The organism is Stenotrophomonas chelatiphaga (assembly GCF_032054965.1).
GTDB classification, from domain to species: domain Bacteria; phylum Pseudomonadota; class Gammaproteobacteria; order Xanthomonadales; family Xanthomonadaceae; genus Stenotrophomonas; species Stenotrophomonas chelatiphaga.
On the sequence record NZ_DAMBRS010000002.1, the window covers coordinates 66,080 to 82,763 of the forward strand.

The 16,684-nt window shown below is 66.8% G+C and carries 13 protein-coding genes; 7 read left to right on the forward strand and 6 right to left on the reverse strand.

From position 1 onward, the window contains the following. Positions 1 to 125: 125 nt before the first annotated feature. The 5 genes from RTX79_RS04825 (at position 126) to RTX79_RS04845 (ending at position 7,492) form a co-directional block, all read left to right on the forward strand. Complete coding sequence (locus tag RTX79_RS04825) at positions 126 to 1,256, forward strand: efflux RND transporter periplasmic adaptor subunit (protein WP_428695957.1); 1,131 nt, start codon at positions 126 to 128, stop codon at positions 1,254 to 1,256. Continuing rightward, entirely contained in the window at positions 1,253 to 4,378 is a 3,126-nt protein-coding gene (locus tag RTX79_RS04830; RefSeq protein ID WP_312682309.1) for an efflux RND transporter permease subunit, read from the forward strand. The genes RTX79_RS04825 and RTX79_RS04830 overlap by 4 nt, the downstream gene beginning before the upstream one ends. Further along, positions 4,371 to 4,967, forward strand: coding sequence for a GNAT family N-acetyltransferase (locus tag RTX79_RS04835; RefSeq protein ID WP_312682312.1), 597 nt, complete (start codon positions 4,371 to 4,373; stop codon positions 4,965 to 4,967). The genes RTX79_RS04830 and RTX79_RS04835 overlap by 8 nt, the downstream gene beginning before the upstream one ends. Before the next feature lie 185 nt (positions 4,968 to 5,152). After that, positions 5,153 to 6,658, forward strand: a complete 1,506-nt coding sequence (locus tag RTX79_RS04840) for an alanine/glycine:cation symporter family protein (protein ID WP_312682314.1) — start codon at positions 5,153 to 5,155, stop codon at positions 6,656 to 6,658. Further along, positions 6,659 to 7,492: a TrmH family RNA methyltransferase gene (locus tag RTX79_RS04845; RefSeq protein WP_057687365.1), complete on the forward strand. Its 834-nt coding sequence runs from the start codon at positions 6,659 to 6,661 to the stop codon at positions 7,490 to 7,492. Between the two features lie 189 nt (positions 7,493 to 7,681). On the opposite strand, the gene RTX79_RS04850 is transcribed toward RTX79_RS04845, so the two are convergent. Beyond that, a complete protein-coding gene (locus tag RTX79_RS04850) occupies positions 7,682 to 9,010 on the reverse strand; it encodes a YcaO-like family protein (RefSeq protein ID WP_312682316.1) in 1,329 nt (442 codons plus the stop codon). A 448-nt stretch (positions 9,011 to 9,458) separates the two neighbouring features. On the opposite strand from RTX79_RS04850, the gene RTX79_RS04855 reads away from it, so the two are divergent. Further along, positions 9,459 to 10,928, forward strand: a complete 1,470-nt coding sequence (locus tag RTX79_RS04855; protein ID WP_312682318.1) for an alanine/glycine:cation symporter family protein — start codon at positions 9,459 to 9,461, stop codon at positions 10,926 to 10,928. A gap of 44 nt (positions 10,929 to 10,972) precedes the next feature. Here RTX79_RS04855 and RTX79_RS04860 read toward each other — a convergent pair whose 3' ends face one another. The 4 genes from RTX79_RS04860 to RTX79_RS04875 form a co-directional block, all read right to left on the reverse strand. After that, positions 10,973 to 12,394, reverse strand: a complete 1,422-nt coding sequence (locus tag RTX79_RS04860; protein WP_312682320.1) for a M28 family peptidase — start codon at positions 12,392 to 12,394, stop codon at positions 10,973 to 10,975. A 186-nt stretch (positions 12,395 to 12,580) separates the two neighbouring features. Further along, complete coding sequence (mscL, locus tag RTX79_RS04865) at positions 12,581 to 12,994, reverse strand: large-conductance mechanosensitive channel protein MscL (protein WP_057687369.1); 414 nt, start codon at positions 12,992 to 12,994, stop codon at positions 12,581 to 12,583. Positions 12,995 to 13,047: 53 nt separating this feature from the next. Then, the gene (locus RTX79_RS04870) at positions 13,048 to 13,755 is read right to left on the reverse strand and encodes a fumarylacetoacetate hydrolase family protein (RefSeq protein WP_312682321.1); all 708 of its coding nucleotides are present in this window, start codon (positions 13,753 to 13,755) and stop codon (positions 13,048 to 13,050) included. 199 nt (positions 13,756 to 13,954) lie between these two features. After that, complete coding sequence (locus RTX79_RS04875; RefSeq protein ID WP_057687371.1) at positions 13,955 to 14,230, reverse strand: hypothetical protein; 276 nt, start codon at positions 14,228 to 14,230, stop codon at positions 13,955 to 13,957. A gap of 182 nt (positions 14,231 to 14,412) precedes the next feature. Here RTX79_RS04875 and RTX79_RS04880 point away from each other — a divergent pair, with 182 nt between their 5' ends. Next, a complete protein-coding gene (locus RTX79_RS04880) occupies positions 14,413 to 14,748 on the forward strand; it encodes a Rieske (2Fe-2S) protein (RefSeq protein ID WP_312682322.1) in 336 nt (111 codons plus the stop codon). 66 nt (positions 14,749 to 14,814) lie between these two features. Here RTX79_RS04880 and RTX79_RS04885 read toward each other — a convergent pair whose 3' ends face one another. Further along, a complete protein-coding gene (locus tag RTX79_RS04885) occupies positions 14,815 to 16,662 on the reverse strand; it encodes an SLC13 family permease (RefSeq protein WP_312682324.1) in 1,848 nt (615 codons plus the stop codon). Positions 16,663 to 16,684 lie beyond the last annotated feature (22 nt).

Below are 16,684 nucleotides of genomic sequence, written 5' to 3' on the forward strand. Positions count from 1 at the left end.
GCCCTTGCACGGAAAGGGTTCCGGCCGCTATCTCGGGGCTGTCCTGCGGTGGTAAACGCTTGGCACATACGGTCTTCGCATGGCGCCCCCTACACTCGCCGGTCATGTACAGGGCGGGACTATTCATGGTGGGACGTATCGCAATGGGCACGGCCGTTGGCCTGGTCCTGGTTATGTTGGCCGGCTGCAAGGGCGAACCGCAGGCGGCGCGCCGCCAGGGCGCCGATGTGCCGGTCACCGCGCAGGTCGTGGAATCGGCCGCGTGGAGCGATACGTTGCAGGCCCTCGGCACGGCCAAGGCGCGCGAATCGGTGACCATCACCGCCAAGGTCAGCGAAATCATCGAGCGGGTGCACTTTGAAAGCGGCCAGCAGGTGGCCGCCGGCACGCCGCTGGTGACCCTGCGCGGGTTGGCCCAGCAGGCCGCGCTGACCCAGGCCCAGGCGACCTTCGCTGAAGCTGACCAACTGTACAAGCGTCAGCGTGAACTGGCCCAGCAGCGGCTGGTGGCCAGTTCCACCTTGGATACCCAGAAAGCGATCCGCGACAGCGCCGAAGCGCGCGTGGCCGAAATGCAGTCCGAGATCGGTGATCGCAGCGTGCGCGCACCGTTTGCCGGCGTCCTCGGCATCCGCCAGGTCAGCCCTGGTTCGCTGGTGACGCCCACCACGGCGATCGCCACGCTGGACGATATCCAGCGCATGCACGTGGATTTCCAGGTGCCCGAAGCGGAGCTTTCTTCGCTGGCCAACGGCAACAAGGTTGAAGCCACCAGCGTGGCGTGGCCCGGACGCACCTTCGAGGGCGAGGTCACCACTATCGACGCCCGCGTCGACCCGTCCACCCGCGCGGTTACCGTGCGCGCCGACTTCGCCAACGGCGACCACGCGCTGCGCCCAGGCATGCTGCTGGACGTGCGCATCTACCGTCCCGAGCGGCAGGCGCTGGTGGTGCCGGAAATCGCCGTGGTGCAGGTCGGCCGTGACTCCTTCGTGTACCGCCTGAAGGCCGACAGCACCGTAGAGCGCGCCGACGTGGTGACCGGTGCCCGTCGCGCCGGCGTGGTCGAACTGAAGCAGGGCATCCAGGCCGGTGAGCGCATCATCGTGGATGGCACCGGCAAGCTGCGCCCCGGACTGAAGGTGGACGCCCGCGCGGTGCCGCCGGTGGATGCCCCGGAACCGGAAACGCTGCCGCCGCCAGCGGCCACGCCCGCATCAGACGTGCCCGTCGTACCGGCCGGTAACGGCGGATGAAGCTCTCCAACATCTCCATCCAGCGGCCGGTGTTCGCCGTGGTGATGAGCCTGCTGCTGATCGTGCTGGGCATCATGTCGTTCACCCGGCTGACGCTGCGCGAGCTGCCGGCCATCGATCCCCCGGTGGTGTCGGTATCGGTGGACTATCCCGGCGCATCGGCGGCGGTCATCGAAAGCCGGGTCACCCAGGTGCTGGAAGATTCCCTGTCGGGCATCGAAGGCATTGACATGATCAACGCGCGCAGCACCAATGGCCGGGCGCAGATCAGCCTGGAGTTCACCAGCAACCGCGATATCGAGGCGGCCGCGAACGATGTGCGCGATGCCGTCAGCGGCGTGGCCGACCGCATGCCCGACGAGGCGCGTGCGCCGGAGATCGAGAAAGCCAACAGCGACGACGAGGCCATCATCTGGTTCAACCTGTCGTCCTCGAGCATGGACACCCTCGCGCTCAGCGACTATGCCGAGCGCTATGTCGTGGACCGCTTTGCCAGCCTGGACGGCGTATCGCAGGTGCGCATCGGTGGGCGGCAGCGCTATGCCATGCGCATCTGGCTGGACCGCGACCAGCTGGCGGCACGCGGCTTGACCACCGGCGACGTAGAGGCCGCGCTGCGCAACGAGAACGTGGAGCTGCCCGCCGGCCGCATCGAATCGGCCGACCGTGATTTCACCCTGCGCGTGGAGCGCAACTACGTGAAGCCGGAAGACTTCGCGACCATCCCGCTGGGCAAGGGCAGCGATGGCTACGTGGTGCGCATGGGCGACGTGGCGAAGATCGAGCTGGCCTCGGCCGAACGCCGTGCCTATTACCGCAGCAACGGCGAGCCGGGCGTGGGCCTGGGTATCGTCAAGACCTCTACCGCCAATGCACTGGACGTGACCCGCCTGGCACGTGCGCAGGCCGATCTCATCGCCGAAACCCTGCCGCAGGGCACGCAGATCGCGGTGACCTTCGACAACACCACCTTCATCGAAGCAGCAGTGGACCGTGTCTACGCCACGCTGGTGGAGGCGATGCTGCTGGTGCTGGTAGTGATCTGGTTGTTCCTGGGCAGCTTCCGCGCCGCGCTGATCCCGGCGGTCACCGTGCCGGTCTGCCTGGTGGCTGCGTTCATCGCGCTGTATGCCTTCGATTTCTCGATCAACCTGCTGACCCTGCTCGCGCTGGTGCTGTGCATCGGCCTGGTGGTGGATGATGCGATCGTGGTGGTGGAAAACGTGCAGCGCCGCATCGACCTGGGTGAGCCGCCGCTGGTGGCGTCCAAGCGCGGTACCGCGCAGGTGGCGTTCGCGGTGATCGCCACCACCGCGGTACTGGTCGCGGTGTTCCTGCCGGTCGGCTTCCTGGAAGGCAACACCGGGCGGCTGTTCCGCGAACTGGCCGTGGCGCTGGCCGCGGCCGTGGCGCTGTCGGCGTTCGTGGCGCTGACGCTCACCCCGATGATGGCGTCCAAGCTGCTCAAGCCGCACACCGGCAAGGCCCCGCGGGGCCTGTACGGGGTGATCAACCGCAACCTGGAAAAACTCGCCGGCGGATACGGCAATGTGCTGGACCGGCACGTGGACCGTACCTGGATCTATCTGCTGGTGATGGCGGCCACGCTGGTTGCCAGCTGGTTGCTGATCAAGCACCTGCCCTCGGAACTTGCCCCGGCCGAGGACCGAGGCTCGTTCCAGATCATGATCGACGGGCCTGAAGGCGCCGGTTTCGATTACACGGTTGGCCAGGTGCAGGAAGTGGAAGCGATCGTGGCCCGCCACGTTGGCGAGGACCGCCCGATCATCCGCGCCAATCCGCGCGTGCCGGGCGGCTGGGGGTCCAGCGAGGAAATGCACACCGGCCGCATCAGCGTGTTCCTGCAGCCGTGGCGCGAGCGCTCCACCTCCACCCCGGAAGTGGCCGATGAACTGCAGAAGGACCTGGATGCGGTGCGTGGCGTGCGCGTGCGCACCCAGGTCGGCGGCGGCCTGGTGCGCGGTGGCGGGCAACCGTTCCAGATCGTGCTCGGTGGCCCGGAATATGCGGAGATCGCCCAGTGGCGCGACCGCATCCTGCTGCGCATGGCCGACAACCCCGGCCTGGTCGGCGCGGACTCGGACTACAAGGAAACCCGCCCGCAGATGCGGGTGAACATCGACCGCCAGCGCGCCGCCGACCTGGGCGTGCCGGTGACGGCGATTGGTTCGGCGCTGGAGACCATGATGGGCTCGCGTCGGGTGACCACCTTCGTCGACAACGGCGAAGAATACGACGTGCTGGTGCAGGCCGGCCGCGATGGACGCGCGACCCCGGCCGACCTGGCCGCGATCCGCGTGCGCTCCAGCTCCGGCGAGCTGGTGCCGTTGTCCAACCTGGTCACCCTGAGCGAAGTGGCCGAAGCGGGTTCGCTGAACCGGTTCAACCGCCTGCGCTCGATCACCATCAGCGCCGGGCTGGCGCCAGGCTATCCGCTGGGCGAAGCCATCGCCTGGGCACAGGGTGTCACCCGTGAGGAACTGCCGCAGCATGCGCAGATCAGCTGGAAAGGCGAGTCCCGCGAATACCAGAGTTCCGGCGGGGCGGTACTGCTGACCTTCGCCATGGCCCTGCTGGTGGTGTACCTGGTATTGGCTGCGCAGTTCGAAAGCTTCATCCATCCGCTGACCATCATGCTGACCGTGCCACTGGGCGTGCTCGGTGCGCTGGTCGGGCTGTGGATGAGCGGGGGCACGGTGAACCTGTTCAGCCAGATCGGCATCGTCATGCTGGTGGGCCTGGCGGCGAAGAACGGCATCCTGATCGTGGAGTTCGCCAACCAGCTGCGCGATGAAGGGCGCACGGTGCGCGAAGCGATCATCGAGTCGGCGCGGGTGCGCCTGCGGCCGATCCTGATGACCTCCATCGCCACGGTGGTCGGTGCGATCCCGCTGGTGGTGGCCGGCGGACCGGGTTCGGCCAGCCGCGGCACCATCGGCGTGGTGATCATTTTCGGGGTGACCCTGTCCACGTTCCTGTCGTTGTTCGTGGTGCCGGCGTTCTACGCAAGGCTGGCCCCGTTCACGCGTTCGCCTGAAGCGGTGGCGCGCGAGCTGGAGCAGCAGGAGAAGGACACCCCATCGGTGGGTGGCCATGCCTGAGCAGGCTGCCAACGAGGGCGGCGTCGGGGTCGGATCCCTTGCCCAGAGGGAACGGGCTCTGACCCCGCCCTTGCAAGGCAACGGATTCGTCCTGCGCCCCTGGCGCAGTGATGACCTGCAGTCGCTGCTGCATCACGCCAACGACGCGGACGTCTCGCGTGGGCTGCGTGACCGCTTCCCGTATCCGTACACCCGAGAGGATGGCGAAGCCTTCCTGGGCGGGCGCGTACTGGCCCCAGGCACGCTGAACCTGGCCATCGAGATAGAGGGCCAGGCCTGTGGCAGCGTTGGCGCCCAGCAGGGCGTGGCCGAGCGCGGGCATACTGCGGAACTGGGCTACTGGCTCGGCCAGGCTCATTGGGGGCAGGGCCTGATGACCGCTGTGGTCGGCCTGTTCGCGCCCTGGGTGATGGATGAGCTTGGCCTGTTCAGGCTGCAGGCCACGGTCGTCGACTTCAACCTGGGCTCGGCCCGGGTACTGGAAAAGAACGGTTTCCAGGAGGAGGGCGTGGAGCGCTGCGCCGTCTACAAGCGCGGCGTCCTGCATGACCTGCGCCGCTTCGCCCGGGTACGCAGCCAGCTTCCGTAACAGGCTGCCGGGCACGGCCCGGCGCTACCGTGGGGGGCACGGTCATTGCCGGTAGTGCCGGGCCATGCCCGGCGGATAACACGCCCCCACATCCGGCGCTATCGCAGCGCCCTTCGATCAGGGAGAATCGACCGGTCCCTTCCAGCCGACGGGACGTCCCTTGTTCCGCCGACTGGAGAGAGCGCGTGGAAGTAACCGTACATTTCATCAACAGCATCATCTGGAGCAAGGCACTGATCTTCATGTGCCTGGCCGCCGGCCTGTATTTCAGCGTCCGCACCCGTTTCATGCAGATACGCGGCTTCTTCGAGATGTGCCGGCTTACCGTGGCCGGTGAAAAATCCGATGCCGGCGTCTCCTCGTTCCAGGCCCTGGCCATGTCGATGGCCGGTCGCATGGGCATCGGCAACATCGCCGGCGTGGCCACCGCCATCGCCTTCGGCGGTCCCGGTGCGATCTTCTGGATGTGGGTGATGGGCTTCCTCGGTGCGTCGACTTCGTATGTCGAGTGCACCCTGGCGCAGATCTACAAGACCAAGGACGCCGAAGGCCGCTACCGCGGTGGCCCGGCGTACTACATCGAAAAGGCGATGGGCCTGAAGTGGTACGCGATGGCCTTCGCGCTGGCCACGATCGTCGCCGCCGGCTTCCTGATGCCCGGCGTGCAGGCCAATGCGATCGCCGACAGCATCATCAACGCCTGCCGCGGCGGTGCCCTGTGTGGCCCGCTGGATGGCCAGGCCTTCGGCATGGACCAGGTGCAGGCGCTGAAGCTGGGCATCGGCGTGGTGGTCGCGGTGCTGCTGGCGGTGGTGATCTTCGGCGGCGTCAAGCGCATCGCCAACTTCGCCGAGATCGTGGTGCCGTTCATGGCCGCCGGCTTCATCATCATGGCCATCGTGATCATGATCATGAACGCCGATCAGGTGCCGGTGATGTTCAACACCATCTTCAGCAGCGCCTTCGGTACCCACGCAGCGTTCGGCGCGATGATCGGCCTGGCGGTGGAGTGGGGCGTCAAGCGCGGTATCTATGCCAACGAAGCCGGCCAGGGTACCGGCCCGCACGCGGCGGCCGCTTCGGAGGTCTCGCACCCGGCCAAGCAGGGCTACGTGCAGGCGTTCGCGATCTACTTCGACACCATGATGGTGTGCACCGCCACCGCCTTCCTGATCCTGGCCAGCGGCACCTACAACGTGTACTCGCCGGTCGCCGGCGCCGAGCCGATCTTCCAGGGCCTGAAGGGCATCGCCGAGGGTGCCGGCTATGCGCAGGCCGGCGTGGAAGCGGTGCTGCCGGGCTGGGGCGCTTCGTTCGTGGCCATCGCGATCTTCTTCTTCGCCTTCACCACGATCATGGCCTATTACTACATGGCCGAAACCAACCTGACCTACCTCAACAACAACGCCAAGCGTCCGCTGACGGTGCTGTTGCTGCGCCTGGGCATCATCGGCATGGTCATCTTCGGCGCGTTCCACAACGCACAGCTGGCCTGGGCGCTGGGCGACATCGGCGTCGGCCTGATGGCCTGGCTGAACATCGTGGCGATCCTGATCGTGCAGAAGCCTGCCATGATCGCCCTGCGTGATTATGAGCGGCAGAAGAAGCTGGGCCTGGACCCGACCTTCGACCCTGTCGCACTGGGCATCAAGAATGCCGATTTCTGGCAGAAGAAACAGGAAGCAGCGTAAGTGAACAACCCCTGGAACAACCGTCGTCCGTCCGCGCGTCCGCCGCGCGCCACCCCGCTGCCGCGCACCGATGCGCCGGCAGCGCCGGCGGCACGTGGCAATGGCGACGAACTGCGCCTGTTCGGCGTCAATGCCGTGCTGGCCGCCTTCAACCAGCGTCCGCAGGCGGTCCGCAAAATCTACCTGCTGGAAGGGCTGATTCCGCGCATGCAGCCGCTGCTGAAGTGGTGCGTGGCCAACCGGATCGGCTACCGCGTGGTGGAAGACGGGGACCTGAACAAGCTGTCCGGCACCACCCACCATGAAGGCGTGGTGGCCGATGTACAGCGCGCACCGGTGCTGGAGCTTTCGCAGTGGCTGCAGCAGCTGCCGCAAGGCCCGGTGCTGGCGCTATGGCTGGACGGGGTGGGCAACCCGCACAACCTCGGCGCGATCCTGCGCTCGGCCGCGCACTTCGGTGCCGGTGGGCTGCTGCTGGCCGAAGGCAGCACGCTGGGCATTTCCGGTGCGGCCGCGCGCGTGGCCGAAGGCGGTGCCGAGGCGGTGCCGCTGGTGCAGCTGCCGGCCACCGCCGATGCCATGGCGCAGCTGCGCCAGGCCGGCTTCAGCCTCGCTGCCACCCTGGTCGATGGCGGCAGCAACGTATTCGCTGCCGAACTGCCGCAGCGGCTGGTCTACGTGATGGGCGCCGAAGCCGAAGGCATGGACCGGGCCCTGGCCGCGGCGTGTGACCTGCAGGTGTCGATCCCCGGCAGCGGGGCGGTGGAAAGCCTCAACGTGGCGTCGGCAACGGCCGTGTTGCTGGCCCAGTGGGCACGTTCCCGCATTGCCTGACCCCACAACTGTCTTTCATCCCATGGCCGGCGGCCGAAGTGGCCAGCACGCTGTAGGCGCGGCATCGCATCGTCTCTCCAATGCGATGTCGTTGGCCGGTGCATCCACAGGGTGCCGCCCATCGCGTGGGATGGGTCGCTGCGGCAGCCCGGCCGACTCCACGGCCGGGCTCTTTTACGCCTGGCGGCATCAGCCGTCGTTGGCGGCAGCATCCAGTGACGCCAGTGAAAGACTCACCGGCACGCCGTTGAGCAGCAGGAAACCGGCATCGAACGGCGTCAGCACTACCTGCAGGCAGGCCACGTCGTTGCAGCTCCGGGGCGAGGGATAGCGTGCAAGCCACACCGTCATGCCGCTGCGCCTGAAATTGTCATGCAGGTGGTGGATCCGCCCGCCGAGCGACCCTGCGACGGGGACCATCGTGCGGCCGAAAGGCACTTTCTCGAATCCGCCCCTGGCGAGGATCTCCTGGATGTTCTGGATGCCGTACGGGCGCTGCGGTGCTTGCTGCATGCCCAGCAGCCCCTCGTGGTGCGGCAGGCCGCGCGCTGCGGCGCCCTCGCTGCGGCGGCCGGACCAGGCCGTGAACTCGTGCGCTTTCAGCAGGGCACGCAGGGCCCGCGTGGCGGCGTGCTCGCAGGTGAACCCCGCACCTGCGGTCACCCGCAAGGCGGTCGCCGCCGTGGTCTCCACGCAGGCCAGGTAGGTCGGGACCGTGCCCCTGCCGCTGATGTCGAACAGGTGCACCGGGTGACCCTCGCGTTGCCGGACCAGCTCCCACAGGCTTCGGATCTGCGGCGGCAGGGTGCCCATGTCCACCTGGCGCAGGTAGCGTTGCTGGCGCAGTGCAAGCCCCTGCACGGCGAACATGCCCGCTGCCATCCGTTCCTGCGCGGCCAGCAGGCCCAGCAGCAGGGCTTCCTCCTGCGTGGGTGCGGCGGCGATGCTGTGCGTGCTGCCGTAGCGACGCAGCAGGTGGTAGTCAAAATCGTCCTGCGACGCGCCCGCGTCCGTTCCGGTACCGCACTGGAACGTCGGATGCAGCAGGACCACCGGTACCGCCAGAGTGCGTTCGCTGCCCAGTTCCTGCAGGGAGACGATGGCCATGCGGCGCTCCGGCTGCTCGGCCAGGATCGGCACCAGGTCGCCCAGGGCGACGTCGACGCCCGGCAGTGCGAGATAGTCGGCCACCCTGCACGCGTCCAGTTTCGAGCTCCGCCAATGGGTGGCATGGATGATCTGCGCAATGGCCGCGTACATGCCTGAACGGGTCGCCTGCGCGGGGTCGGCGCCCACGCCGCACCGTTCGATGTCGTGCCCGACCCACGCGGCACTGTCCAGCTGGATCATGTGCAGGTGCAGTCCCTGCTCCTGCACGCGGATGTCTTCCAGCGGCACGTGCAAGGCGCGGATGAAGCCGCGTCCGAGGGTGTTGGCGGCGGCGTTGGGCGTTGCGGATTCCAGCGCCTCTACATCCACGAGGGCAGTGGAGGCCGTGGGCAAGGGACGTGCGTTCATCGTAGGACAGCTCCTTGGTTGCAGTGCTGCTGCATCGCGCCGGACGCCGCGTCGCGGGAAACGATGAGCGTCAGGACGGTGCCGGAAGGCGGGCAGCGGGGCCGCATGTGGCAGGGCGATGCTGGTCCCAAGGACCTGTCGCAGGGGGCTGCCGGCGCCGTCCATTCAGGAGGGGTTTGCCAATGTGCGCGTCAGCAGCGTGCGTAAGGCGACAACCGCGTTCCATTGCGGTGCGGGAAGGGCCGGGAGGGTCAGGATTCCGGCTGCTGATGCTGCGCGAAATCTGATTGGTGCGTAGGCAATGACGCAGATCCGCCCCGCCTCGATCGCGCCATGTCCCCCGCCGGCGCATCCCTGCTTCCGCGCCACTTTCACAGTTTTCCTCATTGTTGGGTCTTCCTGAACGGGCCAGTGTGGATGCAACCCCTCTGCCTCGTGGAGTTGAGTCGTGAACATTGAATCGATCGTTGGCGCCATCGTCGCCATCGTCTGGAGCCCTTACCTCGTCGCGCTGTGCCTGCTGGGTGGCCTGTACTTCAGCATCCGCACGCGTTTCATCCAATTGCGCGCGCTACCGGAGATGCTCCGGCTGATGTTCAGGCACCGTGCGTCGGAATCGGGCCTGTCGCCTTTCCAAGCGTTGACCATCTCGCTGTCCAGCCGGGTGGGCGTGGGTAACATCGCCGGCGTCGCGATGGCCATCGCCTTTGGCGGGCCCGGCGCCGTCTTCTGGATGTGGGTGGTGGCATTCTTCGGTGCATCCAGCGCGTTTGTCGAATCCACGCTCGCGCAGATCTACAAGGAGCGCGATGCTCAGGGCCAGTACCGCGGGGGGCCGGCGTACTACATGGAAAAGGGGCTGGGCCAGCGCTGGTACGCGGTGATCTTCGCCATCTGCACGGTGGCCGCCGCCGCGATGCTGGCCGGCACCCAGTCCAATGCGATCGCCAGTGCGCTGAACGAAGCGTGGGAGGTGCCCCTGCAGGCCAGCGCGGTCGGTGTGATCGTGCTGCTGGCACTGATCGTCTTCGGCGGCGTGCGTCGTATCGCCGCCGTCACCCAGTGGATCGTGCCCCTGATGGCCGCCGCCTACCTGCTGGTGACCCTGGTGGTGATGCTGCTGAGCTACGAGCGCATTCCGGAAGTGATCTCGCTGATCGTGCGCAGTGCCTTCGGCGTCGATGCCACGTTCGGCGCGATGATCGGCGTGGCGATCCAGTGGGGCGTCCGCCGCGGCGTGCTGTCCAACGAAGCCGGCATGGGCAGTGGTGCCCACCCGGCGGCGGCGGCCGAGGTCTCCCATCCGGTCAAGCAGGGCCTGGTGCAGGCGTTTTCGGTTTACGTCGACACCATGGTGGTGTGCAGCGCGACGGCCTTCCTGATCCTGTCCACCGGCATGTACAACGTGTATGACCCGGCAGTGGGCGGTGTTCCGGACGAGACCCGGATGCTGCTGGCCAACCTGCCGGGCATGGAGGCCGGGCCGCGCTTCGTGCAGCATGCGGTGGAATCGGCGCTGCCAGGCTTCGGCAAGTCGTTCGTGGCGCTGGCGATCCTGCCCTTCGCCTTCACCACCATCCTGGCGCTGTACTACATGGGCGAGACCAACGTAAGTTACCTGTGCCGCAACAAGCCGGCGGAATGGGTCGTCAACAGCTTCCGCGTGCTGTTCCTGGCGCTGGTCGCCTACTCGGCCATCAACAGCGCCACCATTGCCTGGACCCTGGGGGACATCGGCGTGGGCATGATGAGCTGGCTCAACATCATCGCCATCCTGCTGCTGCACAAGCCGGCACTGGCGGCGCTGCGCGACTACGAAACGAGCCGCAGGGCGGGCATCGATCCGGTGTTTGAACCTGATCGGCTGGGCATCAAGGGCGCCAGCCTGTGGAACCGCATCAGCAAGACCGCCGGCTGAACGCCATTGCGCCCGGGTCCGCCCGGGCGCAAGGGACTGGGCGCTTATTCGCCCGGCGGTACGGTCGCCTTGGCTTCGCTGCCGAACCTGCCATCGGCGTCGGCGGCCAGGTAGGCGAACACGGTGTAGGCGGCAACGTTCTGCGCCAGCGCCTTCGGGTCGATCTTGTCCAGCGTGTCGTCGGCGGTGTGGTGCAGGTTGAAGTAGTCCGTTCCATCCTGCGCCAGCCAGGCCCAGGCGCCGCCCTTGGCGGCGAGCGGGCCGATATCCGGGCCCGGGCCGCCCTTGTCGGCGACGTATTCGATGCCCAGCGGCTTCAGAACTTCGGCGATCTGGCGGGTCGCATCGCGTGATCCTTCCGGGTTCGGCGATCCGGTATTGAACGCATAGATGCGGCCGGCACCAAAGTCGCTCTCGGCTGCAAGCTGGTGCAGCACGATGTCCTTGGAATGCGCTTCGGCATACGCCTTGCCGCCGTACAGGCCCTGTTCCTCGTTGGCGAAGGCGACCACGCGGATGCTGCGCTTGGGCGCCTGCTTCAACTGGCCGATCAGGTGCCCCGCGGCCATGGTGATGCCTACGCCGGCCGCGTCATCGATGGCGCCGGTGCCCAGGTCCCAGGAATCCAGGTGGCCACCGATCACCACCACTTCCTTCGGCAGCGTGCGCCCGGTGATTTCACCGATCACGTTGTAGGACGTGGCCGTGCCATCCCAGCCGCAATCCAGCGCCAGGCTGACGGTGGTGGCACCGCGCGCGACCAGGCGCGCCAGCTGGTCGGCATCGGGCACGGACAAGGCGGCCGACGGCACCGGGGTCAGCCCGTCGTCGTAGCGGGTGATGCCGGTATGCGGCACGCGGTGCGAATCGGTGCCCGCCGATCGCATCAGGAAGCCGACGGCGCCCTTGCGGATCGCCTCGGACGGCCCCTTGCTGCGGATCGCGCCACCGCGCCCGTAGTCGCGGCCATCGCGGAACGGCAGCATCTGGTAATCGACGAAGGCGATCTTGCCCTGCAGCGAGCCGGCCGGTGCGGCCTGCAGCGCGGCCAGGTCGGCAAAACGCACGACCTCGGCCTGCACCTTGCCGCCCGGGCTGCCGCCCAGTGCGGTGATCGCCAGCGGCTGCGCATGCGCCCCGACCACGGCGGCATGTTCGCTACGGCGTTCCCACTTGGGGAAGGTCACCGGTTCCTTCCATACCTTGTCGAAACCCAGCGTCTTGAAGCGAGCCTCGGCCCAGGCCACGGCGCGGGCATCGGCTTCGCTGCCGGCGATGCGCGGGCCCACTTCGGTGGTCAGCGATTCCACCACCTTCCAGCCGGTGTCATCGGCCAGTGCCTGCTCACGCAGCTGGGCGGCGGTATCCAGCGAAGCCGGGGGCAGGGTGGTGATGCGCGGTGCGGCGAACGCCGGCGAGGCGAGCAGGGCAAGGGAAGAGGCGATGGCAAGAACGCGGCGGCGCATGGAGAGGACTCCGGCAGGGGGCATAAGCGTCTGAGCTTAGCAGCGTCATTGCCGGGTGCATGGGCCCTAGGTCATGCCCATCGGAAATGACCAGAACCGGACAGATGGAGCAAAGGTCACCTGCAGAAGGGGCCAGGTTCCTTCAACGCGAAGGGACCTGACCCCGGTGTCGCATATGGCAGGGGCTCAGCCCTGCGGGGCGGACAGCTTGTCGCGGATTTCGCGCAGCAGCAGGACTTCTTCGCTCGGGCCCTTCGGCGCGGCTTCCTTCTTCTTCGACAGGCGGTTGATGCCCTTGATCACCAGGAAGATGGCGAAGGCCACGATCACGAACTGGATGACCGTATTGATGAAATCACCGTAGCCGATCACCACCGCCGGGATCTCCGCCCCATCGGCCGCGATGCGTGCCGGCGCCAATGTCCACACCAGGTCGGAGAAATCCACCTGGCCGATCACCCAACCCAACGGCGGCATGATGATCTTTTCCACCAGCGCAGTGACGATCTTGCCGAAGGCCGCGCCGATGACCACACCGACGGCCAGGTCGATGACGTTGCCACGCGTGGCGAATTCCTTGAACTCAGTGATGAATCCCATTGAGGTCTCCTGAAAAAGTGGGGTAATCGCGTTAAAGGCTAACGCAGCCTATGTCAGCCCGCGATGACGCCATGGCGCTCGCCGACGTTCTCCAGACGCGCACTGAAACGGTCGCCGGGCTTCAATGCGGCCACGCCGGCCGGCGTGCCCATGAACACCAGGTCGCCCGCGCGCAGGCGCCACAGCTGGGACAGCTCATGCAGGATTTCCGGTACGTTCCAGATCATCTGGTCCAACAGCGATTGCTGGCGCACTTCGCCATTGATTTCCAGTGACAGGTTGAGTGCGGCCAGGTCACCCACTTCACCGGCATGCACGATCTCGCTGATCGGCGCGGACGCATCGAATCCCTTCGCGGTGTCCCAGGGATGGCCCTTCTGCTTGGCCGCCGCCTGCAGGTCGCGGCGGGTCAGGTCCAGGCCGACGGCATAGCCGTAGACCAGCGACAGCGCCTGCTCGACCGGCAGCACGCCCTCAGGCGCATCCACGCCGATCGCCACCACCAGTTCCACTTCGTGGTGCAGGTCGCTGGTGGCGGGCGGGTAGGGGATCACATCGTCATGGCCGACCACGATGGCATCGGCCGGCTTGCTGAAGAACATCGGTTTGCCGCGTGCCGCTGCATCCGGCACCGCCGCCCCCATTTCCTTGGCGTGGTCGGCGAAGTTGCGGCCCACGCAATAGATGCGGTGCACCGGGAAGGTGCCGCCGCCGACTACCGGGATGCGGGGAATGGGCTGGGCAGGAATTACATCGGTCATGCGCACGTCCTAACGATCAGGTCGTCGCAGTGTAGCGCCGGTCGCGTTCGGTAAGGCTGGTCGGGCCGGTAGCGCCGAGCCATGCTCGGCGAGCGCAGCGGGAGGGGCCTGGCGACCAGCGATCACCACTACCAAGGCAAAGGGTATGACGACCAGCGGTCGTCACTACCAAATCAAACGCCAGGCCGGGAAGACCCGATCAGTGCGTCGGCAACGCCGGCTTGCGCACCACGCGGTACTCGCCTTCCACCACGTTGGCATCGACCGCCCGTGCGGGCGCCTTGCGCTGGGCCAGCAGCTTCCAGGCCAGGCCGGCCATGATCATCGCCGCGCCCACGAACACGCCGACGAACACCATGACGCCCAGGATGGCGACGCCAAGCAGGCCCACCGCGACGCGCACCAACGGATGACGCGGCTTGCGCGGCGCAAACAGGGTGCGGAACTGGGCGAACTGGAAGGTGCGGTTGATCATCGGTAACTCACTTTGCTGAAATCAGCGAACCAACAGTATCGGGGCGATGCTTTGCCCGGTGAGTGAAAAAATCGTTAATTTGCCGCCGTGTTCATTGCATATCAAGGACTTGCGTTCATGCGGCAGCCAGCCATATCTCCAGCCATGCGACAATTGGATTTATTCCAGCTCCAGAGTCAGAAATGTCCGAACAGCCGCTGATCGCCCTCGACAACGTTACCGACGGCGGCTTCGCCGAGGTCGAGGTGCTGCTTGAAGGCGATGCGGAATCGCTGGTGATCCATCGTGATGGCGATGGCGTGCGTGGCTTCCTCAACATCTGCCCGCATGCCGGGCGACGGCTGGACTGGGCGCCGGGGCAGTTCCTGAAAAGCCGCGAAGGCCATCTGGTCTGCGCTGCCCATGGCGCCTCCTTCGCGCTGGACAGCGGCGAATGCGTGGCCGGCCCGTGCAAGGGCGACCGGCTGCGAGCCGTGCCGCTGCAGGTACGCGATGGCCAGGTGTTCCTGGCGGGGTAATGGCAGTGCTCGACGGCAGGGCATGACGGCCAGCGGCCGTCAGTACCGGGCCGTCATGTACCCGGCTCAGAACATGATGTTGATCATCGCCACCACCACCAGCGTGTAGATCAACGACAACGGTGCGCCTACCCGCCAGAGTTCGCGCGGGGTGTAGTTGGCCGGGCCGGTGATCATTGAAATCACCGGGTTGGAAGCGGTCATCAGGTTGTTGGACGCCGACAGCGCCACGATCAGCGCGAATGCGGTGGGATTGCCACCGGCCGCCAACGCCAGGTTCACCGCGATCGGCACCATCACGATGGTCGCACCGACATGGCTGATCACCAGCGAGAACGCCGTGGTCAGCAGCGCCAGCGCCACTTCCAGCACCCACAGCGGGATGCCTTCGGGCAGTTTGTCGATGGTGTGCCCGGCCACCCAGGCCGCCGCGCCACTGGAATCCATCGCCCAGCCCAGCGGGATCAGCCCGGCCATCATGAAGATGGTCTTCCAGTTGATCGATGCGTAGGCCTCATCCATGCGCAGCACGCCGGTCAGCAGCATGCCGGCCACGCCGGTCATCAGGGTCAGCGCCACCGGCAGCTTGGAGGTCAGCGCGATCAGGATGGTCAGCGCGAAGATGCTCATCGCGATCTTGAACTTGTGCGGGCGCTGTTCGCCCTTCGGATAGTCGGTGACGATGACGAACTCGCGCCCGCGCGCGGCCTGCGCCAGGTCGGTCCAGATGCTGTGGAAGACCAGCATGTCGCCGGCACGCAGTTGCACCTTGCGCACGTCCTCGCGGATGACCTGCTTGTCGCGGTTGATCGCCAGCAGGCTCAGGCCGCGTTCCTTGCGCAGGCGCAGTTCTGCCGCGCTCTTGCCGATCACATTGGACGTCGGCGGCACCACCGCTTCGGAAATACCGGCGCGGCTGGGATTGAACAGGTCACCGAGGTGCCTGAGCCGCGAGGACATGCGAAGGAACTGGTTCTGCGCGAAATCGCTGACCAGCTGCCGCGAACCCATCACCCCGATCACGCTGCCCACCCAGATGCGCATCTCCGCCGGCGGCGCCAGGCGGGTGTCGTTGCCGGTCTTCAGCGCCAGCAGCAGCGGCGCATCGTGCACGGTTTCGGCCTCGCCCAGGGTCATGCCGACCAACGGGCTTTCGGCGGTGACCACCAGTTCGAAGACATCGCCTTCGATACCGTAGGTCTTGGCGAAGTAACTTTCCGTACGCGCCGGGGTCACCCCGTCATTGGCCAGCGTTTCCTCTTCCACCAGCTTGCGGTTGCCGTAAAAGTGGAAGTACAGCAGCGAAGCCACCAGCAGGGCCACGCCGATCGGCAGCGGGGCGAACATCCGCAGCGGTTCGATGGTGGCCAGGCCGGAGGGCAAGTTGTTGTTGGCCGAAGCCAGCAGATCGTTGAGCAGGATCAGCGGCGAGTTGCCGACCATGGTCAGCGCACCGCCCATCACGATGGCCGCGGCGATCGGCAGCAGCAGGCGCTGCAGGGTGAGCCCGGTGCGCGCGGCGAGCCGCGAGGCGACCGGCAGGTACAGCGCCATCACCGACGGGTTCTGCATGAACGAGGAGTTCAAGCCGGCGATCGCGGTGGTCATGATCAACAGCCGTTGTTCCACCCCATGCCCGCGCCGCAGCAGCCAGGCGGCCAGCCGGTTCAGCGCGCCGGTGCGGTCCAGGCCCGCGCCCAGGATGGTGGTGGCGATGATGCTCATCACCGCGTTACCGGAGAAACCACCGAAGATTTCTTCCGGCGCGATCAGGCCGGTGACGCCCAGCACCACCAGCACCACCAGCGCGACCACGTCGGCGCGGATGCGCTCGAACAGGAACATCGCCATCGTGAAACCGACCAGCCCGAGGACGAGCTTCATGTCGGTGGTCAGCGTCAGCGCGGTTTCCATGGGGGGCGCGGTCCGGTCGGTG

What these genes read in the sequence shown, in the direction of transcription:
- RTX79_RS04825 (WP_428695957.1), top strand. Translation starts at nt 126, where the DNA reads ATGGTGGGACGTATCGCAATGGGCACGGCCGTTGGCCTGGTCCTGGTT.
- RTX79_RS04830 (WP_312682309.1), top strand. Translation starts at nt 1,253, where the DNA reads ATGAAGCTCTCCAACATCTCCATCCAGCGGCCGGTGTTCGCCGTGGTG.
- RTX79_RS04835 (WP_312682312.1), top strand. Translation starts at nt 4,371, where the DNA reads ATGCCTGAGCAGGCTGCCAACGAGGGCGGCGTCGGGGTCGGATCCCTT.
- RTX79_RS04850 (WP_312682316.1), bottom strand. Translation starts at nt 9,010, where the DNA reads ATGAACGCACGTCCCTTGCCCACGGCCTCCACTGCCCTCGTGGATGTA.
- RTX79_RS04860 (WP_312682320.1), bottom strand. Translation starts at nt 12,394, where the DNA reads ATGCGCCGCCGCGTTCTTGCCATCGCCTCTTCCCTTGCCCTGCTCGCC.
- mscL (WP_057687369.1), bottom strand. Translation starts at nt 12,994, where the DNA reads ATGGGATTCATCACTGAGTTCAAGGAATTCGCCACGCGTGGCAACGTC.
- RTX79_RS04870 (WP_312682321.1), bottom strand. Translation starts at nt 13,755, where the DNA reads ATGACCGATGTAATTCCTGCCCAGCCCATTCCCCGCATCCCGGTAGTC.
- RTX79_RS04875 (WP_057687371.1), bottom strand. Translation starts at nt 14,230, where the DNA reads ATGATCAACCGCACCTTCCAGTTCGCCCAGTTCCGCACCCTGTTTGCG.
- RTX79_RS04880 (WP_312682322.1), top strand. Translation starts at nt 14,413, where the DNA reads ATGTCCGAACAGCCGCTGATCGCCCTCGACAACGTTACCGACGGCGGC.
- RTX79_RS04885 (WP_312682324.1), bottom strand. Translation starts at nt 16,662, where the DNA reads ATGGAAACCGCGCTGACGCTGACCACCGACATGAAGCTCGTCCTCGGG.